Here is a 23844-nt window from a genome sequence, read left to right on the forward strand (position 1 = left end):
TTGAATCTACACTATCATCGACCTCTCCCCTGTCTGAAGAAGCTACAGTGGTGTACAGATCTCTAGAAAAGAGATGAAACATCGTCAAAAGGGAGAACTGGAATTAAGTTCCCCCTTTTTTAAGCTACGGTAGTGTACAGCTCTCTAGAAAAGAGATGAAATATCGTGAAAAGGGAGAACTGGAATGAAGTTCCCCCCAATTTATCGGGGGGTTAGGGGGGATCGAAACCACAATGAATGCACTATATAAGACTTGTGTACACCACCGTAGATCTGAAGAAGGGGGATTCTCAGCAGTCGTTGCGACGGAACTAAAAGTGCTTCACAACTTCTTTTTCTATAACTCTTTTTCAGATTCCCGAACAAGTCATAGCGCTTTGGAAGGGTCAAAACTTCCCGAACTATCTTAACTGGGTTGAAACTTAACTGTGTAGGTGTCGAGAGGAATTGCGGCAATAGGTGAAGATATTTAGTATTATTATGTAACAAAAATATACCAACAAATTATTAACGACTTATTTTGCGTCTCATTTTTCTGAAGTTATTTAGGTTATATTAAAACCTCCACAGCTTTAAAGAATTATAGTTTGAGTCTGTTGACTTGTAGATCTCCAAATTGTTAGAGAATTTAGGGATCTAAACCAATATGGAATAATTATCAGTATGAATGTAAGAAAAATTAAAATTCTTTCTACAGGAAAATATTTGCCTAAAAAGCAAGTGACGGCGAAAGAACTGGAATTCAGACTTGGTTTAGAGGAGGGATGGATTGAGAAAAAATCGGGTGTGCTTGTCCGCCATTTTGTTGAAGATGAAACAGCATCAGTGATGGGGGCTTATGCTGCTAAAAATGCCTTAGAAGAAGCAGGTTTATCTTTTAGCGATATTGATTGTTTGATTTGTACGAATGGTAGCCCGGAACAAGCGATCCCCTGTACGGCTGCTCTGGTTCAAGAACAGCTAGGTGCGCTTAATTCTGGAATTCCTGCTTTTGATATTAACTCTACCTGTCTGAGTTTTATTGTTGGCTTAGACACGATATCTTATCTGATTCAAGCAGGAAGATATCAAAGAGTCTTGATTGTAGCTACAGAAGTTGCAACAGGTTTAAATTGGCAAGATAAAGAAAGTTGTACCCTATTTGGTGATGGTGCGGCGGCGGCGATAATTGCGAAGTCTAACGAACAAGAGAATTGCAAAATATTATCTGCTCGAATAGAAACTTACAGCCGAGGCGCACACTTCACAGAATGCAAAGGCGGGGGTAACAAGCACCATCCTAAAGATTTTGCGGGAAACCCAGAATATTTCCTTTTTAAAATGGATGGCAAAGCTGTTTATCGGCTTGCTTCTGAAATCACACCTGATTTTATCCGGCGTTTGCTTCAGGATGCGGGGTTAAAGATGTCGGATATAAAAATGGTGATTCCCCATCAAGCGAGTTTAATGGCAATGCGTCTTATGCGTAAGCAACTCGATATTCCTGAAGAAAAAGTTATGGTAATTGCTCACAATCATGGCAATACTATAGCAGCATCTGTTCCGATGGCGCTGCACGAATCTATTGTTCAAGGGAAAATTCAGCGTGGCGATCGCATTATGCTTTTAGGAACATCAGCAGGATTTTCTATAGGAGGAATAATCCTTGAGTACTAATATCTTACTGACCGGGGGACGTGCTCCAGTAACATTAGATTTAGCCAGACTCCTATCAGTAGCAGGTTACAAAGTTTTTGTTGCTGATAGCATAAAGCATCATCTTTGTACTGCTTCCCGTGCTGTCATTAAAAATTTTTTGGTTCCGCCTCCTAGGCTCGACCCAAAAGGTTACATTGATGCTTTACTAAAGATTATCCAACAAGAAAAAATCGGCTTTCTGATACCTACTTGTGAAGAGATTTTTTACATTTCCAATCAGATTTCTCAACTGACTCCCTATTGTCAGGTTTTTTCTGAACAATTAGAAAAACTGAATAGATTGCATAACAAATGGCAGTTTATCAATCGCGTACAACAGTTAGGCTTAACAGCACCACAAACTTGGATAGTCAACTCTCATAAAGACTTACTAGATATTTTAGATTTGCCCATTCCAAACAACATAGTCTTAAAGCCTGTTTATTCTCGATTTGCCAGTCACGTTCATATACTATCGAAACCTGTTAGTAAGATACCCTCTTTAGAAATCAATTCAAATAAAGCTTGGGTTGCTCAAGAATTTATTTCCGGGAAGCATTATTGTACTTATAGTATTGCCCATCAGGGTAAGGTAGTGGCTCACGCCGTTTATCCTACTCTATTTACTGCTGGTAAAGGTTCTTGTATCTATTTTGAGTCTATAGAGCATGGTAGACTTTTGGAATGGGTAAAAACTTTTGTTGAAGCTGAAGAATTCACGGGACAAATTGCTTTTGATTTTATAGAAGCAGATGATGGAACTTTGTATCCGTTGGAATGCAATCCCAGGGCTATTAGTGCTATTCATTTATTTGAAGCATCGGACGGATTGGAGAGAGCTTTTTTCAATAATACAAATATTATTATTCAACCTAAAGTTGGACAAAGATCTGCGATCGCTATGGCGATGATTGTCTATGGTTTGCCTTCGGCTATTCGTTCGGGAAGCCTTGGGCGTTGGTTGGAAATTTTTATGAGGACTAAAGATGTTGTTTTTCGGTTATCCGATCCTTTACCGTTTTTCCATCTGTGGATAGTGCTTTTTCAGTTTATACATATGAGTCGCAGGAGTGGGTTAACTCTTCAGCAAGCATCTACTCAGGATATTGAGTGGGATGGTGAGGAGATTGGTTCAACCTGACTGGGCGCAGAGGGAGGAAAGGGAAAGGTGATGGAGAATTTTTTGTTTAAAAATTGGTATATAGTTTGTACATCTCGTGAGTTAGGTCAAAAGCCCATAGGAAGAACTGTATTGGGTATTCCTTTAGCTATTTTTCGAGGGCTTGATGGTAAGCCTTCTGCTTTGTTGGATAAATGTCCGCATCGCAATGTTCCTCTTTCAAAAGGCTGGGTGAAAAATAACTATCTGATTTGTAAATATCACGGTTGGTGCTTTGATGAGCAAGGTGTTTGTCGGGAAGTACCGGGGCTTTGCGATCGAAATGAGGTTCGATACAGAAATGCTGTTGCTTATCCCGCGATCGAGCAAGATGGTTTTATTTGGGTTTATTGTCAAGCGGATGAACGACCCCAATCTCAGCCTTATGAATTTCCTTGTTTGCGACAAAAAGAGTTTTCTACATTTAGCAGCCAAATGGAATGTGAAACCACTTTGGAAAATGCAGCCGAAAATTTTTTGGATGCAACCCATACTCACTTTGTTCACTCTGGTTTAATTAGGACAGATAATCAGCGCAAAGAAATTACTGTTCAAATAACTCGCTCTGAGAACATGGTAGAAGCCATTTACCTCAATGAAGAAAATATTTCTGGGTTAATTTACAAATTATTAGCGCCGGGATGTCACAAAGTTATTCCTATTGGTCGCTTTATTTTGCCCAGTATTGCCCAATTAGAATATCGTACAGATAGCGATCGCAATAGATTATTTATCTCTCTTTTCTTAACTCCTATCAAAGAAAATTTAACGAAAGCATATAGTATTGTTACTTTTCGCTCTTGGTTACCCAGCTGTTTGGGAAGAATTATTGCCCAACCTCTTTTTGCTCGAGCAGCAAGACAAGATAAGGAAATTTTACAATTACAGAATTGGAATATCAATCGCTTTCAAGGAGAAAGCTTTGTGTTAACGGAACTAGATGTTATTAGACCCCATATTTTATATTTATTAAAACAAGGATGCGAGCGAAATGGATCGTCATTATTTGAGAAGACAATTACGATGAGAATTTAAATAATGGATCAAATAATTGATTCATTAATTTATAGTTTTTAGGATAAGAGGTGCCTAGCCAAAGCCTTTACGCGAGCTTATAAATTTATCTCCTTGACAATGAATGTTATTTATCTTCTTTTAAGATCGTCTAAAATAGTTGTAGCGATCGCAGTATTTGCCGGTTTAGTCAGTGGTACTTGTAGTGCCAGAATCATTGCTTTAATTAATAGTGCTATTAACAGCAGTACAACTTTTTCATTTGCTATCATCTGGAGTTTTCTTGCGCTTGTATTGATTGCAGTCACAAGCCGATTTATTTCCGAATTATGTTTAATTCGCCTTTCGCAGAAAGTTATATTTGACACCCGATTGCTTTTGTGTCATAGAATTTTGGCATCTCCTTTGCGCTGCTTGGAAGAGTTAGGGACTTCGCGTTTGCTTGCGACTTTAACAGATGACGTACAAGCAATCTCTGATGCTGTCGCTTTTATTCCCAGCCTCTGTATTGCTGGTGCTGTTGTCATCGGTTGTTTATTTTATCTGATATATCTTTCTTGGATAGTCTTTTTAGGGTTTGTTACTTTTTTAGTTATAGCAATATTGAGCTATGGGATAATCACTCAAAAAGCCAAACAATCTTTAGAACTTGCACGTGCGGAACAAGATAAACTTTTTAGTCATTTTCGCGCTATAACCGAAGGAACAAAAGAACTCAAGCTAAATCAAAGAAGACGAGAAGCGTTCTTTACTGAAGAACTGGAATTTACTATCGATCGCTCCCGTCGCTATAATATTGATGGAATGACTTCCTTTACGATTGGTTTAACATGGAGTCAACTTTTGTTGTTTTTTGTTATTGGATTGGTTGATTTTGGCTTACCAAGAGTGATGCAAATTGACCCCAGTATTTTATCTGGCTATGCTTTAACTATCATTTTTTTAGTCGTTCCTTTAGATGCCATTACAACCATACTTCCTCGTGTAAGCAAAGCCAGTATTGCTTTACAAAAGATTGACGCTATGAACCTGAAATTGGCAAGCCGTTCTGAGGAAATTTCTGAGAAATTTGATTGCTCACCAGATTTAACAAACAAAATTCGTGGCTATACAAGTACAACCCCCATGCATGGGTTAAATTTAGAGGAAATGTCAGAGAAATCTGATTGCGTACCAGCCCCAACGAATAGAATTCGTGGCTATACAAGCAAAACCCGCCTGCGCGGGTTAAATTTGTATAATAGTGAATTCCATTCACGCAAAACATTCGAGACAACCCCCCCTATTGAATTTGAGCAGTTAAAACTTGAAGGAATTTCCCATGCTTACTGGGGAGAAGGCGAAGAGAACCATTTTACTCTTGGTTCAATTGATCTAACTTTTTTCCCTCAAGAAGTAGTATTTTTGGTGGGAGGCAATGGTAGCGGTAAATCCACTTTTGCTAAACTGCTGACAGGGCTATACATTCCAGAGACAGGAAAAATCTTGGTTGATGGTCAGCCCATTGACGATCGAAATAGAGACTGGTATCGCCAACACTTTTCCGCAGTTTTTTCCGACTTTTATCTTTTTGATAAATTGCTAGGCTTGGAGTGTGCCAAATTAGATAACCAGATACAGGATTACCTTGTTAAACTCCACCTTGATAGCAAGGTCAAGGTCAAGGAAGGAAAGTTTTCAACCACTGCTTTGTCCCAGGGACAGCGCAAGCGACTTGCTTTGCTGAGTGCTTACTTAGAAGACCGTCCTTTTTATGTGTTTGATGAATGGGCGTCAGATCAAGACCCTGTATTTAAAGAAATCTTTTACACTCAGTTGCTACCAGAACTGAAAAGTAGAGGTAAAACAGTACTGGCGATCGCTCATGATGACCGCTATTTTCACCTGGCTGATAGGGTTCTCAAGCTAGATTATGGAAAACTGATATGAACATTCTTGTAACTGGTGGTACTGGCTTTTTAGGACAGCATTTGGCGTTGAGGCTGCAATCCCTCGGTCATCATGTCAGTGTATTGGGGCGCAACCAAAAAATTGGGAAACAATTGGAAGCAGAAGGATTCAAATTTCTACCAATTGATTTGCGAGATAAAGAAGCAACAGTGACAGCGTGTCAGGGACAGGATTCCGTGTTCCATTGTGCAGCCCTATCTTCTCCCTGGGGAAAATACCGGGATTTTTATGATTCTAATGTTGTAGCAACTCGACATATCATCCAAGGCTGTCAGGAGTGGGGAGTCAAAAGACTGATTCACGTTTCAACTCCCAGTATTTATTTTAATTTTTGCCATCGCTTTAACATTCGCGAAAACGATCCATTACCAAAGATACCCGCTAACGCCTATGCTGAAACAAAACTTTTAGCAGAACAGGAAATTGACCGCGCACACCAGCAAGGTTTCCCCGTCATCACCATCCGACCTCGCAGCATTGTTGGTCCCGGCGATACAGCAATTTTTCCAAGATTACTTCAAGCAAGTTCGCGTATCGGTATTCCTCTCATTAATCAAGGTAAAGCTTGCATTGATGTGACCTATGTTGACAATGTGGTTGATGCTTTGTTGCTTTGTCAAAATGCGCCAGACACATCATTAGGTAAAAAATTTAACATTACCAACGGACAACCAATAGAGTTGAGAAATTTACTAGAAATGCTATCTCAGCAACTTGGTTATCCCCTGAAATTCACACCCTACCCCTATAAAATTGCTAACCTAGCGGCTACAGCAATGGAATTTTTCTCAAAAAGCATTTTATTTGGGAAAGAACCCGTACTCACTCGCTATAAAGTTGGAGTCTTAGCTTTTAGCCAAACTTTAGATATTACAGCAGCAAGAACCGAGTTAGGCTATCAACCAAGAGTCAGTCTTGAGGAGGGGTTAAAGATTTTTGCCCAATGGTGGAAGGGGACAAAAGATAAAAATTCATAATTCATAATTCATAATTCATAATTCAGACAATGTCTATTAAAGTTAAGTTTTTTCAAGCAGGATATTGTACCCATCCTGAAGCCGTTGTTATTAGGAATGGACGTTGGAAAACTGCCAATTTTCCATCAATATTTGCCCTCATATCACACCCAAAATTTGGTGCTATTTTGTTTGATACTGGCTACTCAGACCGCTTCTTTCAAGAAACTCGCTCTTTTCCCTTTAGTCTTTACCCCCTAATAACACCAGTCTATTTACAGTCAGAAGATAGCGCCGTTCATCAACTTACCAAATATGGCGTTTCTCCAGAAACTGTTCGGTATATCATTATCTCTCACTTTCACCCAGATCATATCGGCGGCTTGCAAGACTTTCCAAACGCTCAATTTATCTGTTTTAGATCGGCTTATGAAGCTGTCAAATCTCTCCGCAATACAGCAGCCCTCAAAGCAGGTTTTCTACCTGGGTTGCTCCCTCCTGATTTTGAGCAACGAGTCTTATTTGTCGAGGATAAAACAACAATATCATTACCCAGCGAGTATGGCAGTTTCAACACTGGTTTTGATTTATTCGGAGATGGTAGCCTCGCAGGCGTTGAATTACCCGGACATGCGATCGGTCAACTTGGATTGTTTTTTACCGATCTTGACCGTCAAGATTATTTTCTCATTGCTGATGCTTGTTGGTTAAGCCGTGCTTATCAAGAGTTTGTTCAACCCCATCCTATTGCTAATCTTATTTTTTCTAATAAGCGCCAGTATGCAGATACATTGCGAAGGATTCATCAATTGCATCAATTAAATCCAACTCTCAAGATTATTCCTACCCATTGTTCTGATACTTGGCTGATGTTACTCCTTTCACCTCCCAAGAGTATTTATTTGAATGAACCGCAAAGACGCGAAGCTCGCGAAGAAAGAGGAAAAGAAGACAGGTAATCTTAAAACTCCTTTTCTTCTCTTTGTGCTCTTTGCGACGCCAGATGCTTCAACGGGGGGAACCCAGAGCAGTCGCCTCAACGGGGGAAACCCCCCTCCCTTGTTCGCCAGTCCCCAGGGCGTGGGAAACCCGCCTCCAGGGCTGGATTCACCGCACGGCGCTGCTCTGAGCAATGCACTGGCTTGTCTTTGCGGTTCAATAAAATTTTCACAATTCAAATACAATGAATGGTCTTCTTAGAATTCTTTGGTACTACCTACAAACAAAATACAGACAACCCTTCCGCGATCGCGAATCACTAACAGCATGGCAAAACAAAAAAGTCCAGAAATTCCTCCAAGAAATCTTGACAAAATCGCCCTTTTACCGCAATCTCTACCAAAAGCTAGACATTGAGAACTGGCAAGAATTCCCCATCATTGATAAATCAATCATGATGGCTAATTTTGACCAATTGAATACAGTCGGTGTCAAAAAATCAGAAGCTCTAACACTAGCATTAGAAGCAGAAAAAACAAGAAACTTTAACTCAACACTGCGAGGCTTCACTGTTGGTCTTTCTTCCGGAACGAGTGGCAATCGCGGCTTATTTATAGTCAGCCAAAAAGAACAGCAAGCTTGGGCTGGTACGATTTTAGCAAAAGCACTACCCCAATCAATTTTGACTCCCCAACGGATTGCTTTTTTTCTCCGAGCAAATAGCAATCTTTATGAAACTGTTAACCGAAAACACATCCAGTTTGAGTATTTTGATTTATTCAATTCTGTAGAAAGTCATATTGAACGCTTAAATCAGTATGCATCAAGTATTCTAGTAGCGCCACCATCTATGCTACGTTTATTAGCCGATGCTCAAACTCAAGGAGATTTAAAGATAGCGCCCTTGAGAATTGTCTCGGTTGCAGAAGTTTTAGATCCTTTAGATGAAGCTTATATTCGTCGTTGTTTTCAGCAAACAGTTCATCAACTCTACCAATGCACTGAAGGGTTTTTAGGGAGAACTTGCGAATATGGCACTTTACATCTTAATGAAGATATTTTAGCGATTCAAAAAGAATATATCGATCGCAATGCGGGTAAATTCATGCCAATTATTACTGACTTTAACCGCAAAACTCAACCCATTATTCGCTATCGACTTGATGATATCTTAACTGAATGTCAAAAACCTTGCCCTTGTGGTTCGGTTTTAACAGCTATCCATAGTGTTGATGGACGTCGGGATGATATTTTTTATTTACCTCATAAAAATGAAGAAAAATTAGTGCCACTCTTTCCAGATTTTATTCGCAGGGCAATTATTCTCTCTTCAGAAAAAATTCAAGAATACGCAGTCGTTCAGAAAAGACCCAATCTTATAGAAATTTCTTTAAAAGTGGCTTCAGCATTTCTCGAAGAGAGCCAAGCCATAGTTTATAAAAATTTACTAGAGTTATTTGAACAACAACAGTGTCAAATCCCAGAAATTTGCTATAAAGAATACGAAACAAGAACAGTACATTATAAGAAACTAAGGCGCGTTCAACGAGAATTTTCTATAGATACCAAAATATGAATGCTGAAATTCATCTTTATGATAAAGATACAATAGATAACTTACCCGAGCCAAAATCAGAGGTAGCTATTCTGGTAAAGAACTACTGGTTACCTATGATGAAAGGTGGTTCATCCTACTTTATCAACAATGTCAACAGCCAGCTTTTCGCACTAGCGATCGATGACCTAGTTTTACCAGTTACCGTGAATTCCAAAGAATTAGAAAATTGCTATGTGTGTTCTCCTTACAATCATTATGTCACTTATTCTAAGGAAGAACTGAAAACGTTAGAAAATGCTTTTTTAGAAAAAATCTTAGAAATTATCATCAACATATTTGGTTTGTTTTTAAATTGGGGTCAAATCAATCAAGTTGCGATCGTGCATAATTTCCTACTTTCAACAAATTTATATCCCAATCTATCTTCAGAACAAGTGACTGAAATTACCAAATATTTAAAAACTCATTTACCCAATTATACTATAATATTTCGTTCGATTAATACTTTTGTCAGTGATGAGTTGTTCACTACCTTTAAAAATAACGGCTATCACATGATAGGTAGCAGGCAAATCTACCTTTTTAATCCTAAAGACCAATCGGCAATGCGGACAAAAATGAGGTGGCGATTGAAGCAAGATTTAAACCTCATTCAGCAGCAAGGTTATGAAGCGATCGATAGCAGTCAACTTTCTTCAAAAGATATTCCCCGATTAGTAGAATTGTATAATGCTTTGTATTTAGAAAAATACTCTTATCACAACCCTCAGTTTAACGAGCGCTTTTTAGCACTGGCTCTTGAGAATAAAGCTTTACAGATTAAAGCCTTAAGAAAAGCAGGAAAAATTGATGGAGTCATTGGATTCTACGAACTCAATGGTGTGATGACTACACCAATTTTAGGATATGACACCACCTTACCCCAAGAAGTTGGGCTATATCGAATGTTATCGGCTCAATTAACAGTAGAAGCCATAGAAAAAGGCATTATATTGCATCAAAGTTCTGGTGCTGCTTCTTTTAAAAGATTTAGAGGATTTATTAGCAATATTGAGTACAGTGCTGTTTTTTATCAGCATTTGCCTTGGTGGCGACAATTGGTGTGGCGATTTTTGGGAGTATTGGTTAATAGAATGGCTGTGCCATTGATGAAAAAGTATAAACTCTAGCAGTTTTTAGCCTCTATCCCAAGATAGATAGAGACATCCTCTGACTGACAGATAATCAGACATAGCATCTGTTATAGTTAACGGAATTTGTGCAGTTCTTACTCGAACTCTTGTACTGAAAGGGGCAATTGTGCTTAAGCAACCAGAAGTTAGCCATCTTGTTCGTCAGCTCCGGCAGTTAACGGCACTCAGTCAGGCGCGATTTGCTGCAACATTGGGGGTTGCTTACTGCACGGTGAATCGCTGGGAAAACGGTCACATCCAGCCTTCTGCATTGGCACTCAAGCAAATCAGAACCATGCTCAAGGAGTTGAAAAATTCTCCTGAAGTCACCCATCAGGAGTTGAGCCAGACACTGCTAGAACAGTACTTCCCAGAAACGGAGTCAACTGTTCGATGACGAAGGCAAATTCAGAATTTCGTATGGGTGGTCAAGGCAGGTGGAAAATTTTGCGAACAGAAGTGTTAAAGTATGGCGTTGCGTTGTTATCAGTTGCCTTAGCGCTAGGGTTCAACCTCCTGTGCAGCCCCTATCTTGACTCAACACGGACTCCACTATTTTTCGCTGCAGTTATGGTGAGTTCCTGGTATGGAGGTTTAACTTCGGGGTTGCTGGCAACTGCCTTGTCAGTACTGGCAATTGACTACTTCTTGGTAGAGCCAATTCACTCGCTCAGTAGTCCCAATCTGGCAAACTTGGCCCGACTGAGCGTGTTCGTGATGGCAGCCATCCTGATAAATTCGCTCAACGAAGCACAACGAATCGCGCAACGAAGAGCCGAAGCAAACCTCCAGTCCCTCCGCGAAAGTGAAGCGCGGTTTGGTTGTTTGGTAGAGTCTAATATTATTGGGATAATTGTGGCGGATTTGAGTGGTCCGATCCTGGAAGCGAACGATATTTTTTTGCAAATGCTTGGCTACACGCAGGAGGAGTTACGCTCCGGGCGAGTGCATTGGCGCGAGATAACAACACCAGAATCCCTTGAGGTAAGCGAGCGAGCGGTACAAGAACTTAAAACGACTGGAGCCTGTAACCCTTTTGAGAAGGAGTACATTCGTAAGGATGGTTCTCGTGTTCCGGTTCTACATGGTGCTGCCATGACAGGAGACACAACGGTTATTGGTTTTGTGCTGGATTTGAGCGATCGCAAACGCTCGGAAGGCGCACAGCAAGAAGCAGCCCGTCGAGAGCGAGAGTTACACTCTAAGGTGCAAGCAGCAAAAGAACAACTAGAAACCGTCTTAGCAAGTATCAACGACCAGTTTTTAGTCCTCGATCGCGAGTGGCGCTACATTTACGCTAACCCTCGTGTTGAGGAAATCGCGGGCATATCCAGAGAAAACCTCTTAGGTAAGTGCATTTGGGAGGTTTTTCCAGACACAGTCGGCTCTCAATTCTACGTTGAAGTGCATCGTGCAGTCGCAGAACAGAGAATTATTCATTTCGAGTACTTCTACTTACCCTGGCATCGGTGGTTTGAGAATCACATCTATCCCTCAGAAACGGGAGTATCTGTCCTTGTTACCGAAATCACCGCTCGCAAACGGGCAGAGGAGACTCTTCGGCGGACCAATCAAACGTTACAAACTCTAATTGATGCCTGTCCGGTTGCCATTGCTTTCTTCGATCCACAAGGGATTGTAAGGTTGTGGAATCGCTCAGCAGAAGCGGTATTTGGGTGGAGTGCAGGGGAAGTTCTTGGGCAGTTTATGCCAACGGTTCCCCATCGCCGTCAAGAATTTCTTGCAAGCATTCAAACGGTATTGAGTGGGCGATCGCTCTCTGGATTTGAAGCCCAGCATCAGTGTAAAGATGGGCAAATGGTCGATTTGGAGATTTGGGCTAATTTAACTTACGATGCGGAAGGAAATCCCGGTTGTCTCGGTATTGCCTTGGATATTACCCAACGCAAGCAAGCAGAAGCAGCACTGCGAATCAGTGAGGAACGGTATCGTTTACTAGTGGCAACAACGACGGCAGTTGTGTGGACAACAAACGCGGATGGTCGCTTTATTTGCGCTCAGCCTTCCTGGGAGGATTACACGGGACAGTGTTGGGAAGAATACGCGGGATGGGGTTGGGTAGAGATGTTTCATCCAGAAGACCGCGAGCAATTAAAAGCACGGTGGGAATATGCCCTGGCAGAGCGGTCATTTTATGAAGCAGAAGGGAGACTTTGGCACGCTCCGAGCGGTCAGTATCGTCACATTATATCCCGTGCAGTTCCTTTATTAAATGCAGACGGTTCCGTGCGGGAGTGGATTGGCATGGATACGGACATACACGCTCGCAAGCAAGCAGAAGTTGCCCTTCGCCAAAGTGAAAGTAGGTACCAAGTGCTAGTCAGCAATATGCCAGGAATGGTCTATCGCTATAGTCCCCGTGCCGATGGTGCAGATACCTTTACCTATGTCAGTTCTGGTTCCCGCGAACTGGTTGAATTGGAACCGGAGACGATTCTCCAGGATGCAAATTCCTTTTTAAGTTTGATTCATCCCGACGATTTCTCATCTTTTCAAGATTCCGTCGCAATTGCCTTTGAGAAATCACTCCCATGGCAATGGGAAGGACGATTGATGACACTATCGGGACAACTTAAATGGATTCAGGGGCGTTCCCGTCCGGAGCAAACCGAATACGGAGAGGCTTGGGATGGCTTGTTAGTTGACATCACCGCACGCAAACTTGCTGAAGCTGAACGGGAACAACTGTTAGCACGCGAACAAGCTGCCCGCGAGCAAGCAGAAGCAGCAAACCGCATTAAAGATGAGTTTTTGGCAGTGCTGTCCCATGAGTTGCGCTCCCCCCTCAATCCGATTTTAGGTTGGACGAAACTACTTCAGACAGGTAAGTTAGATGCACGGGCAAGCCAACGCGCTCTAGAGACAATCGAACGCAATGCCAAGCTGCAGACCCAACTTATTGAGGATCTGCTCGATGTCTCCCGAATTTTACGCGGTAAGATGGCATTGACCATTTGCCCCATCAATTTGGTTACAATTATTGAATCTGCCATGGAGACAGTGCGCTTGGCAGCAGAGGCGAAACACATTCAAATTCAAACTGTTGTCACCCTTGATAACGGGCGAGTTTCCGGGGATTCGGCACGACTGCAACAAATTGTTTGGAATTTGCTATCCAATGCGATTAAGTTCACACCGGATGGCGGAAAGGTAGAAATTTGTTTAGACCAAATCGACACCTATGCCCAAATTCAGGTTAGGGATACAGGTATTGGTATCAGCCCTGATTTTCTACCCTATGTCTTTGACTACTTTCGACAAGAGAATAGCACAACTATCCGCAAGTTTGGCGGGCTGGGCTTAGGTTTAGCGATCGTTCGTCATTTGACCGAACTGCATGGAGGAACAGTTCATGCAGCTAGCTCTGGGGAAGGGCTTGGAGCCACATTCACCGTCAGGCTGCCCTTGATGGCTCATGAGGAAGAGTCAGAGCCAGAAATTTCAACGGCGGCTCCATCGGTTGACTTAAGTCAATTGCGGATTTTGGTGGTGGATGACGATGAGGATATGCGGGATGTAGTACAGGTTATTCTAGAACAACAGGGAGCGCAAGTTACGGTTGCCGCAACGGCTGCTGAGGTGCTGATGCTGTTCGATCGCCAACCGCCCGATCTTTTAATTAGTGACATTGGAATGCCAGATATGGATGGCTATATGCTGATGGAGCAAATTCGCAGGCGATCGCCACAGCAGGGCGGGCTGATTCGTGCGATTGCGCTAACTGCCTATGCAGGAGAATACGACCAACGCCAAGCCCTCAAAGTCGGCTTCCAGAAACATCTTCCCAAGCCTGTTGAACCAGAAGCGTTAGTCAATGCAATCTCAGAACTCACTGGCTAACCCCGTACTGTTCTCAAAGTTTTGTCTTTTCCTCTCAGCCTACTTTTGTGCAATGCATGACGTTTTAGTTAATTTGTTTAGCTCGGGCTTATTTATTCCTCACGGTCACTGCTACCTGTGGAAACCAGGGTTAGTTTGGTTGCATTTAATTTCTGATGCCATCATTGCACTGGCTTACTACTCTATTCCCCTGACCTTATTTTACTTTGTTCGCAAGCGACAAGACTTACCTTTCTCCTGGATATTTTTGTTATTTGCAGCTTTTATTATTTCCTGTGGCACAACCCACATTGCCGAAATCTGGACACTTTGGCATCCTACCTATTGGCTATCTGGCATCCTCAAAGCTGGAACTGCCGTCATTTCATTTTTTACAGCGGTAGAACTTGTACCACTGGTTCCTCAAGCTTTAGCGCTACCCAGCCCGATTCAATTAGCACAGGCAAACGAGGCATTACACGCACAAATTCAGGAACGCTTGCTAGTTGAGAATCAACTCAGACGACTTCAAGACGAACTCGAGCAGCGTGTACGGATACGAACTGCTGAACTGGTGAAGGTGAACCAGCAATTACAACAAGAAATTGACGAGCGACACCGGGCTGAAGCCGAACGCGAACAACTGCTGGTGCGGGAGCAAGCTGCCCGCGAGCAAGCAGAAGCAGCAAACCGCATCAAAGATGAGTTTTTAGCAGTATTGTCCCACGAGTTGCGATCGCCTCTCAATCCGATTTTAGGTTGGGCGAAACTGTTACAATCCCGTACCCTCGACGAGCAAAAGACAAAACACGCCCTAGCCACTATCGAGCGCAATGCTCAATTGCAAACGCAACTGATTGGGGATTTGCTAGATGTCTCGCGCATTCTGCGGGGTAAACTCAGCCTTAACATTGCTCCGGTTGATTTAGCTGATACCATTAAAGCCGCCATGGAAACAGTGCGCCTAGCTGCAGAAGCCAAGTCAATTCAAATTGAAACAGCAATTAACATTACCATAGGAAAAGTTGCAGGAGATTCCGGTCGGATTCAGCAAATTATCTGGAATTTGTTAGCAAATTCAGTCAAGTTCACGCCCGAGGGAGGACGGGTAGAGATTCGCTTAGAGCGTGTTGGAACTCAAACCCAAATCACCGTCAGCGATACAGGTAAGGGTATCAGTCCTGACTTTTTACCTTATGTCTTTGACTCTTTCCGTCAGGCAGATAGTGCCACAACCCGAAAATTTGGTGGATTGGGACTGGGGCTGGCAATTGTCCGCCATCTGACAGAATTACACGGGGGCGTGGTGACAGCACACAGTTTGGGAGAAGGGAAAGGAGCCACTTTCACACTCAGGCTACCACTGATAAAGAAAGGTGCCGAATTAGAAAACGAACCGAGTGCCAATTGTACAACCCAAGAGTTTGCAACTTCACCGCTTGCAGGGCTGCAAATATTAGTTGTGGATGATGAGGTAGATACTCGCGACTATATCAGCTTTGTGTTGGAGCAAGCTGGGGCGAATGTGATTTCGGCTGAATCAGCAGATCGAGCACTGCAAATACTGGTGCAATTCACTCCAGATATTTTGCTGAGTGATATTGGAATGCCAGAAATGGATGGTTATGGGTTGATCCGGAAGGTGCGAGCGATGTCATCCGAACAAGGGGGAGAAATCCCGGCGATCGCTCTGAGTGCTTATGCTGGAGAAATAAATCATCAATTCGCCTTAGCCGCCGGATTTCAACACCATCTTTCCAAACCTATAGAACCAGAACAGCTCATTTCAACACTCATAAAATTAGTTTGAATTTTTACACCAGGGCAAGTATGATACTAAATCGCCCTAACGATTAGAAATCGTGGCTATACAAACAAAGTCCGCCTGCGCGGACTGATACCAATTCACGAAATACCAAAATACCGTTGAGCTTGTATAATACTAAATCGCCCTAACGATGTTCGTAATCGTGGCTATACAAACAAAGTCCGCCTGCGCGGACTGATACCAATTCACGAAATATATGATACCTGTAGATTGATTGTAGGGGCGCAACGTTGCCGCGCCCTTACCAAAGTATTTGTATTACCAAAAAAGTGAAATGATATGAGTAGTAAGGGGGTATACAACTCGGAGTTGGTATGAGTCCTCATCTGGCAAAACATCCGCATGCAAAGACAATCTAAATTCTACAAAAACATCTTCATCTCAGTTTCTGTACAAATTCCCTGTAAAGGTTTATCCCAAGGGTCTACTGGTAATTGGAAGATGTAAGCAAATTCAAATACAATACCTATAGTTGGTTTGTTTTCCCACTCAGCAGAACTCAACAATCGGTCATAATATCCACCGCCATAACCCAAGCGGTAACCTTGGTAGTCACAAGCGACACAGGGTACAAGAATTAAGTCCACTTCCACGGGGTTTATGGTAGAAGCATTGGGTGATGGTTCGATAATTCCATAATTACCAGTTTTTACAGGATCGTCAGGCATCCAATAATGCCAGATAAGTCTATTATCGATGCACCGAGGGAATCCCCAACAGCGAGATGTGTCTGTGAATAGAAAGCTGAGATCTGGTTCTTGGCGAAAGCTGAAATAAGCCAGTATTGTTTTTGAGCGAGCAAAAATAGACGACTGTATAAGGTTTTGGCAAATGCGATCGCTCTTTTGTTTCCACTGTGCTACAGACATTGACTGACGTTTTTTGAGTAGCGATCGCCTTAATTCCGTTTTTTTCATTCAAAATCTCACACCACAACAATTCCATCCCCAATTTCTTTAAAAAGTCGGGGATCTAGCAGCCCTATCAATTTTGTTCCAAGATGTGCTGAAATTCCTCTATTGAACCAACAGTAATTGCTTGCCTGTGGAGTTGCTTGAGAACAGGTATATCGTACAAATTCTCAATTTTTGCAATTATCTCTGGTGGCACTTCTCCAAACCTGGTTGCTAAGTTATCAATGACACACTCTCGCTGTACTTTTAACATTCCTACGCGCTCAACACTCGTGATATATGGCATTTTCTTCTGCTCCTCGTAACAATTTATTTCAGTATCAAACATTCGCTCTTGCTCCTTCGGCAAAGCCATCATCCAGTCAATCACTCGAAAAAGCTGAAGAATTTTGTCTTTATTGTATCCCGACTCATACAACTGCCTAATTAAACTCAGTTTCCACCGCAATCGCCCTTCTGGATCTTGAATGGTAGTTTGAGTTCGTAAGTGTGCCATCACTATCACAGCAAAGGGGTTAGTATTTTGTTCGCTTGTTGTCAATTGTGTTTCATAATCTAGCAGTTTTACAATCGGAAACTTCAGCCTCATCAAACAACCCCACAGTTCATAGCCGTACTGTTGAAGCCAAGCAAGACAAATTTGAAGAAGGCTGGGGTCAATGCTTAGCTGAAATGATAGCAGTACAGCGAATTAATAATGATTTTGAAATGAATATTTTTGGAATTGTTTCTAATGGCAAAATATGGCAGTTTGGTAAGTTAACTGCTGATGTTTTTACTAGAAATAAAAATATCTATGTAATTCAGGAGTTAGATAAATTATTTGCTGCTGTTAATTATGTTTTTCAACAGTGCGAGTTGCAAATAAATAAGAATATTTGATAAAAATTGCAATGACATCGCAGATCTTTAAGCAAAGTGGGTAACCTATCACCAAGTATCGCAGTTACCAACTCATTTATGCTAACTTCACTACGAATCGCTACTTGGAATCTTGCAAAACCCAAACCCAATGGATGGAGTAAAAACCCAGCTATTCTTGAGAAAATACACGAAATTAATGCCGATATCTGGATTTTGACTGAAACTAACGACGTTATTAATCCAGGAGAGCAATATTCTCAAGCTGCGAGTTATTCCGAACCAGAATGGAATGGTTTTAAATGGACAACGATTTGGTCTCGTTTGCCTATTATGCGACATTGGCAAACCTATGACCCTTGGATTGGTGTTTGTGCAGAAATTTTCACCCCTATAGAGAACTTATTAGTTTATGGAACAATTATTACTTATGCCCGTGATGGTGTTCTAAATAAAGAGGCAAAAATTTGGGAACGCCACTATGAATCTATTCAAAGTCACAGCCGAGATTGGAAAAAATTGAAAAAACTTTTGCCTTTGTGCGTAGCTGGTGACTTTAATGAAGCTTTGAGCCAGCCTTTTAGTTATGGAACTCCTAAAGGACGAGAAATGCTCAATCAGGGGTTGGAGCAAAGCAACTTAGTTTGCGTGACTGCTAATAGTGAACTTGGCTATAATATTGACCATATTTGCCTGAGTTTGGAATGGGCAAAAAGAGTACAAAATGCGAACAAATGGCAAGCTTATAAAAGTAATGGTCATCCAGTTACCGACCACTTTGGCGTTTCTGTAGATTTATCTTTTGATACCTCTTGTAGCTGAATAACAGAGGCGGAGCTTCACAAGAAAATCATTCCCAGGCGGAGCGTGGAAACGAAAGTTGATTTTAATTTACTATTGTCAAAATTCTCAACTACAGAACCCCGACTTCTTGAAAAAGTCGGGGAGATCGGGCAAATATCGTTTAGATAAGACTCGATCCTCCTTAGCTCCCCGATGAATTGGGGGAGAACAAAGCTCCCTCTTTTTAAGGCTACGGTGGTGTACACAAGTCTTATATAGTGCATTCAAAGCGGTTTCGATCCCCCCTAACCCCCCTTAAAAAAGGGGGGAACTGAATTCCAATTCTCCCTTTTCACGCTGTTTCATCTCTTTTTTAGAGATCTGTACACCACCGTAGCTTTTTCAGGGGAGTTGGGGGATCTTCAAGGATTAAATATTGTTAACTGAACCGTATTGGGAGATTGGGGATCTAACTTTATTATTAAGCAGCGTTTTTACGCCACCAGTCAATTGTATTCTTCAGCCCTTGCTTAAAGTCTACTTGGGCAGTAAAGTCAAAAGCTTGCTTGGCTCTTTCTGTATCTAAACAACGGCGAGGTTGTCCGTTAGGTTTATCTGTTTCCCAAATAATTTCGCCTTCAAATTCCATTAACTCACAAATGAGATGAATTAAGTCGCGAATAGAAATTTCATAACCCGTTCCCAAGTTGACAGGTTCGGGATCGTTGTAGTATTGGGTACCCATAACGATACCTCGTGCAGCGTCTTCTGAATATAAAAACTCGCGAGTTGGGCTACCATCACCCCAAACCGGAAGTTTCTTTTCTCCTTTAAGCTGCGCTTCATAAACTTTACGAATTAACGCTGGAATGACATGAGAGCTTCTGGGGTCAAAATTGTCTTCCGGGCCGTATAAGTTCACTGGCAATAGGTAAATGCCGTTAAAATTGTACTGTTGGCGGTAGGCTTGCAGTTGAACGAGAAGGGCTTTTTTGGCGATTCCATAGGGGGCGTTTGTTTCCTCTGGGTAGCCATTCCACAGGTCGTCTTCTTTGAATGGGACGGGAGTAAATTTGGGATAGGCACAGATAGTCCCAACACAGATAAACTTTTCTACTCCAGCTTGATAAGCAGCATGAATCAACTGCGTACCCATCATTAAGTTGTCGTAGAACAATTCAGCTGGTTTTTCACGGTTCAGACCAATTCCACCGACATGGGCTGCTAGGTGAATGATAATGTCTTGTTGATCGACTGCTCTTTGGCAATTTTCCCACAGACGCAGGTCGCACTCACGCGATCGCGTGACTGTAATTTTGTTTTGCTCAGCGCCAGCCTTACAGAGTTGGTCAATGACTTGACGTCCCAAAAAACCAGCTCCACCAGTTACGAGAATACGTTTGTTTTTAAGTTCTAAGGTGCTCATTTTTTGTCCTCATAGTAGAAAAAGCTGATAGCTCATCGCTCATCGCTTATTAGAAGTGGAGCACACCCAGTTCTTGCCGAATCATGGCATTGTCTTGCAACACCTTTGAGACTTTACCGTTAGGCGACTTGAGACCCAATGCTTGCAGGTCGGCTTCCACCATAATGGCGACCAATTGCTCAAATGTGACCGATGGGGTCCAGTTTAACTTTTGCCGCGCTTTTGTAGAATCCCCAATCAACAAATCCACTTCCGCCGGACGAAGATAGCGCTCATCAAACTCCACGTAGTCTTGCCAGTTCAGATTGACATAACCAAATGCCAGTTCTAAAAACTCTCGTACTGAGTGAGTTTCGCCAGTTGCAATCACGTAATCATCAGCCTGGTCTTGCTGCAACATCAGCCACATGGCTCTGACGTAATCTTTGGCGTATCCCCAGTCACGCTTGGCATCCAGATTCCCCATGTACAGCTTTTTCTGCTTACCTGCGAAAATTCTGGCCACTGCCATTGTAATTTTGCGCGTCACAAAAGTTTCTCCCCTTCTGGGAGATTCGTGGTTGAACAAAATACCGTTACAAGCAAACATCCCGAATGATTCGCGGTAATTTACTGTTTGCCAGTGAGCGTAAACCTTAGCACAGGCGTAAGGGCTGCGGGGGTAAAACCGTGTAGTCTCTTTCTGTGGGATTTCTTGTACCAAACCATACATTTCCGAAGAACCTGCTTGGTAAAATCTCACTTGAATGCCAGTGCGGTGCTGATAGTCGCGAATTGCTTCTAACAGACGCAATGTTCCCATTCCCACTGAATCCACCGTGTATTCTGGCGAATCAAAGCTGACTCGAACGTGGGATTGAGCACCTAAATTATAAATTTCGAGTGGCTGAACTTCTTCTAAAATCCGCCGCAGAGTGGTACCGTCTGTTAAGTCGCCGTAGTGGAGAAGTAGCTTCACACCCTCTTTGTGAGGGTCTTCATACAGGTGATCGATACGATCTGTATTGAAAGTTGAAGTTCGACGGATGATACCGTGAACCTCGTAACCTTGCTCTAGCAAAAATTCACTTAGGTAGGAACCATCTTGCCCGGTAATACCAGTGATTAATGCTCGCTTCCGTTGCGTCATGCTTAATTTTTCCTTGTTTTTACTGCTGAAATGGTTACAGAAAACCCTGGTATAACTTAACAGGTATTTGTTTAATTGCCCAATGGGAAACCTACCAATCCCACTATCGCCTCAGCTTGCTGACATAAGTAAATTTGCTGAATGGAATGCTTGCTGTCAGGCGTATCTAACTTAACGAGCAAATTTTTGTTGTTTTTGTAATTTTTTTAGAATCTTTATCCAAATTTCATATATAATTGTCTTCTGTTAAGATTGTATAAAAATTTGAGTGATATTATGTTCGCTTAATTAGTTATAAAAAAGAAAATCTGTGCAAAAGTCTGAAAGCCTCTTTCTCCCTGCTCCCTGCAAAGCTGCTGTTTTTACGATCGGTCTTTAATCGAACTTGATATGATGGTCTCCCCTCGTCTTCTAAAGATCGGGGATCTGCAAAAAATTGCAAAGCAAAAAGTCAAAAGTCAACAAAAGGTTCTCATCCCGTTTTGACTTTTGACTCTGTAATTTATTTAGGATATTAGCTAGATCGACGCAATATCAATACGCTCCATTATTTTTAGGAATAACGACAACGCCGATAGTTTTAACAATTATCCACAAATCCAACCACAAGTTACGGAATTTGACATAATGCAGATCTATTTGAATCCGTCGCGGATAAGGAATATCATTACGTCCGGAAACTTGCCACAATCCAGTAATTCCCGGTCTAATTGTGAGAATCTGGTCGATGTAACAACCGTATTTCGGTAACTCTTCTTTTACTAAAGGTCGCGGTCCTACAACACTCATGTCTCCTTTTAATACATTCCAGAACTGGGGAAATTCATCCAAGCTAGTAATTCGCAAGAAACGACCAATCTTGGTAATACGCGGATCGTGTTTGAGCTTAAAGTTGGTCTCAAACTCGTCTCGCAAATGAGGCGATGTTTCCATTATTTGAACTAGAACTTCATCGGCATTGGTTACCATTGTTCGGAATTTAATACAATTAAAAGGTTTGTAATTTTTACCGACCCGTTCCTGAATATAAAAAATTGGACCGTTCGAGCTTAAAGCAATCAACAAGCCCAAGAGTAAATACACAGGGGAAAACAAAATAAGTACCAATAGCGAAAACACAATGTCGAATAGTCGCTTGGCAAACTCTCCGTTTAAAGCCTGGAAAGACAAACCTTTGGGTTTTATTCGAGGCGTCTTTTTTGGTTGACCGCGTTTAAAGAAGGTACGCGAGCGCTTCCCGGAGAGGAGTGAGCTCTGGGCAGTCATCATACTCCTTAACAATCCACACCACACATAGTCCCAATCTTAAAGCTAAAAGGAGTTCCTAAGGATTGGCAATTTGCCAATCCTTAGCAAAACAAGACCATCAATTGGGTAATGGTCTCTTTTCTGTACAGGTATTTAAGAAGCCTAAGTAGCGCTTGGCAAAGATTTGCGGGGAAAACTGGGTAGCGTGAACTCGGGTATACTCTGGGTTGAATTTCCCTCGATACGCTTCAAAGGTTTCTACTGCGTCTACTAGTGCGGCTTCGGTTTGCTCCTTGAAAAATATACCAGTTCCAGTATCACCTGAGTCACGAAAATCTCGCACTGTTTCGAGCGCTCCTCCTGCACCGTAGGCGATAACTGGAGTGCCGCAAGCTTGCGCCTCTACTAAAGCAATCCCAAAATCTTCACAGGCTGCATATACAAATCCTTTGGCATTTGCCATATACTTTTTTACAACGTCATCGGGTTGCCAGCCCAGCACTTGTATATTGCTATTTGCTATCCTGCGGATGGTTTTCATCTCTGGTCCTGTTCCAATTATGACTAACGGTAGTTGCAGTTTATTAAATGCCCTAACTATTAACGATACTTGTTTATAAGTTACCAACCGGGAAACAATTAGGTAGAAATCCTCCTTCTGAGGGATAAATGGACAACTGTCAACATTAACTGGTGGGTAAATAACTTCCGCTTCTCGTCGGTAGCAGCGCCAGATGCGGCGAGCTGTATGCTTGGAGTTAGCGATGAAGTAATCCACGCGATTCGCTGTCGATACATCCCATTGGCGTAAACCATGCAGCAAATAGCGTGTTAACCAACCAGGGATACCACTACCTAGCTTACTGTGATTTAGATAATCGAAGGTGAGGTCCCATGCATAACGCATGGGACTGTGACAATAACAAACGTGTACTTGATCGGGTGTAGTCAAGACTCCTTTCGCAACAGCATGAGATGAAGACAGAATAACGTCATATTCCCGCAAATCTAGCTGTTCTATGGCTAGTGGCAACAAAGGTAAGTATTTTTGTACGCCTTTTCGGGCAAATGGAAGATGCTGAAGAAATGTTGTGCCAATTTTCCGCTTGTATAAATAGCTTTTGGGATTGATGGATTCAAAGTCGATTAGAGCGTATAAATCAGCATCAACGTGGTTGAGAACCTCTTGCACAACAAGTTCCGAACCACCAGTGGCTTTCGGTGTCAGCCATTCATGAACCAAGGCATACTTCAAAGACACAGCTAACTATGAGTATTTGGTAGAGAACACGCTTCAGTCAGTCACCTAAAGGATGAAGGATGAAGTATGAAGTGAAGTATAAAGTATTTCATCTTTGTTCCTTTACACTTTAACCCTTTCATCCTTTAT

At 42.1% G+C, this 23844-nt stretch carries 18 protein-coding genes and 1 pseudogene; 13 read left to right on the forward strand and 6 right to left on the reverse strand.

Annotated features, from left to right (window positions below):
• Positions 1-663 precede the first annotated feature (663 nt).
• The 11 genes from HC643_RS20050 to HC643_RS20100 all read left to right on the forward strand — a co-directional run bounded on the left by HC643_RS20050 (position 664) and on the right by HC643_RS20100 (position 16075).
• Positions 664-1656 (forward strand): beta-ketoacyl-ACP synthase III, encoded by a 993-nt coding sequence (locus HC643_RS20050; RefSeq protein ID WP_038081074.1) that lies wholly within the window; start codon positions 664-666, stop codon positions 1654-1656.
• Positions 1646-2818 (forward strand): ATP-grasp domain-containing protein, encoded by a 1173-nt coding sequence (locus tag HC643_RS20055; protein ID WP_038081072.1) that lies wholly within the window; start codon positions 1646-1648, stop codon positions 2816-2818. The genes HC643_RS20050 and HC643_RS20055 overlap by 11 nt, the downstream gene beginning before the upstream one ends.
• A gap of 30 nt (positions 2819-2848) precedes the next feature.
• A complete protein-coding gene (locus HC643_RS20060) occupies positions 2849-3871 on the forward strand; it encodes an aromatic ring-hydroxylating oxygenase subunit alpha (RefSeq protein WP_038081071.1) in 1023 nt (340 codons plus the stop codon).
• Between the two features lie 99 nt (positions 3872-3970).
• A complete protein-coding gene (locus HC643_RS20065) occupies positions 3971-5779 on the forward strand; it encodes an ATP-binding cassette domain-containing protein (RefSeq protein ID WP_072040732.1) in 1809 nt (602 codons plus the stop codon).
• Positions 5776-6777 (forward strand): NAD-dependent epimerase/dehydratase family protein, encoded by a 1002-nt coding sequence (locus HC643_RS20070; protein WP_038080990.1) that lies wholly within the window; start codon positions 5776-5778, stop codon positions 6775-6777. Before HC643_RS20065 ends, HC643_RS20070 begins: the two co-directional genes overlap by 4 nt.
• Positions 6778-6806: 29 nt before the next feature.
• Positions 6807-7715, forward strand: coding sequence for an MBL fold metallo-hydrolase (locus tag HC643_RS20075; protein WP_082051678.1), 909 nt, complete (start codon positions 6807-6809; stop codon positions 7713-7715).
• Positions 7716-7939: 224 nt separating this feature from the next.
• Positions 7940-9271 carry a F390 synthetase-related protein gene (locus HC643_RS20080; protein ID WP_038080987.1) on the forward strand — a complete coding sequence of 444 codons (1332 nt, stop codon included), beginning with the start codon at positions 7940-7942 and terminating at the stop codon, positions 9269-9271.
• Complete coding sequence (locus HC643_RS20085) at positions 9268-10422, forward strand: hypothetical protein (protein ID WP_038080986.1); 1155 nt, start codon at positions 9268-9270, stop codon at positions 10420-10422. The genes HC643_RS20080 and HC643_RS20085 overlap by 4 nt, the downstream gene beginning before the upstream one ends.
• 130 nt (positions 10423-10552) lie before the next feature.
• Positions 10553-10822 (forward strand): helix-turn-helix domain-containing protein, encoded by a 270-nt coding sequence (locus tag HC643_RS20090; protein ID WP_237265909.1) that lies wholly within the window; start codon positions 10553-10555, stop codon positions 10820-10822.
• Positions 10819-14286, forward strand: coding sequence for a hybrid sensor histidine kinase/response regulator (locus HC643_RS20095; protein ID WP_050045615.1), 3468 nt, complete (start codon positions 10819-10821; stop codon positions 14284-14286). Before HC643_RS20090 ends, HC643_RS20095 begins: the two co-directional genes overlap by 4 nt.
• Positions 14287-14338: 52 nt before the next feature.
• Complete coding sequence (locus HC643_RS20100; protein ID WP_050045634.1) at positions 14339-16075, forward strand: ATP-binding response regulator; 1737 nt, start codon at positions 14339-14341, stop codon at positions 16073-16075.
• Between the two features lie 380 nt (positions 16076-16455).
• On the opposite strand, the gene HC643_RS20105 is transcribed toward HC643_RS20100, so the two are convergent.
• Together HC643_RS20105 and HC643_RS20110 are read right to left on the reverse strand one after the other, a co-directional pair.
• Positions 16456-17010 (reverse strand): 5-formyltetrahydrofolate cyclo-ligase, encoded by a 555-nt coding sequence (locus tag HC643_RS20105; protein WP_038078602.1) that lies wholly within the window; start codon positions 17008-17010, stop codon positions 16456-16458.
• Positions 17011-17077: 67 nt separating this feature from the next.
• Complete coding sequence (locus tag HC643_RS20110) at positions 17078-17548, reverse strand: hypothetical protein (RefSeq protein WP_237265910.1); 471 nt, start codon at positions 17546-17548, stop codon at positions 17078-17080.
• Positions 17549-17625: 77 nt separating this feature from the next.
• Between HC643_RS20110 and HC643_RS20115 the strand changes: the two are divergent.
• Positions 17626-17889, forward strand: a pseudogene (locus tag HC643_RS20115) (hypothetical protein); the annotation flags it as partial.
• Positions 17890-17967: 78 nt separating this feature from the next.
• Entirely contained in the window at positions 17968-18690 is a 723-nt protein-coding gene (locus tag HC643_RS20120) for an endonuclease/exonuclease/phosphatase family protein (RefSeq protein ID WP_038078598.1), read from the forward strand.
• A 442-nt stretch (positions 18691-19132) separates the two neighbouring features.
• Here the strand turns inward: HC643_RS20120 and HC643_RS20125 are convergent, their stop codons facing one another.
• The 4 genes from HC643_RS20125 to HC643_RS20140 form a co-directional block, all read right to left on the reverse strand.
• Positions 19133-20077: a GDP-L-fucose synthase family protein gene (locus HC643_RS20125; protein WP_038078596.1), complete on the reverse strand. Its 945-nt coding sequence runs from the start codon at positions 20075-20077 to the stop codon at positions 19133-19135.
• Between the two features lie 49 nt (positions 20078-20126).
• Entirely contained in the window at positions 20127-21206 is a 1080-nt protein-coding gene (gene gmd, locus HC643_RS20130) for a GDP-mannose 4,6-dehydratase (RefSeq protein ID WP_038078593.1), read from the reverse strand.
• Positions 21207-21740: 534 nt separating this feature from the next.
• Entirely contained in the window at positions 21741-22472 is a 732-nt protein-coding gene (locus tag HC643_RS20135) for an undecaprenyl-phosphate galactose phosphotransferase family protein (protein WP_038078625.1), read from the reverse strand.
• Positions 22473-22572: 100 nt separating this feature from the next.
• A complete protein-coding gene (locus HC643_RS20140; RefSeq protein ID WP_038078590.1) occupies positions 22573-23715 on the reverse strand; it encodes a glycosyltransferase in 1143 nt (380 codons plus the stop codon).
• Positions 23716-23844 lie beyond the last annotated feature (129 nt).

Origin of the sequence: Tolypothrix bouteillei VB521301, assembly GCF_000760695.4 — a bacterium.
Taxonomy (GTDB): Bacteria; Cyanobacteriota; Cyanobacteriia; order Cyanobacteriales; family Nostocaceae; genus Scytonema; species Scytonema bouteillei_A.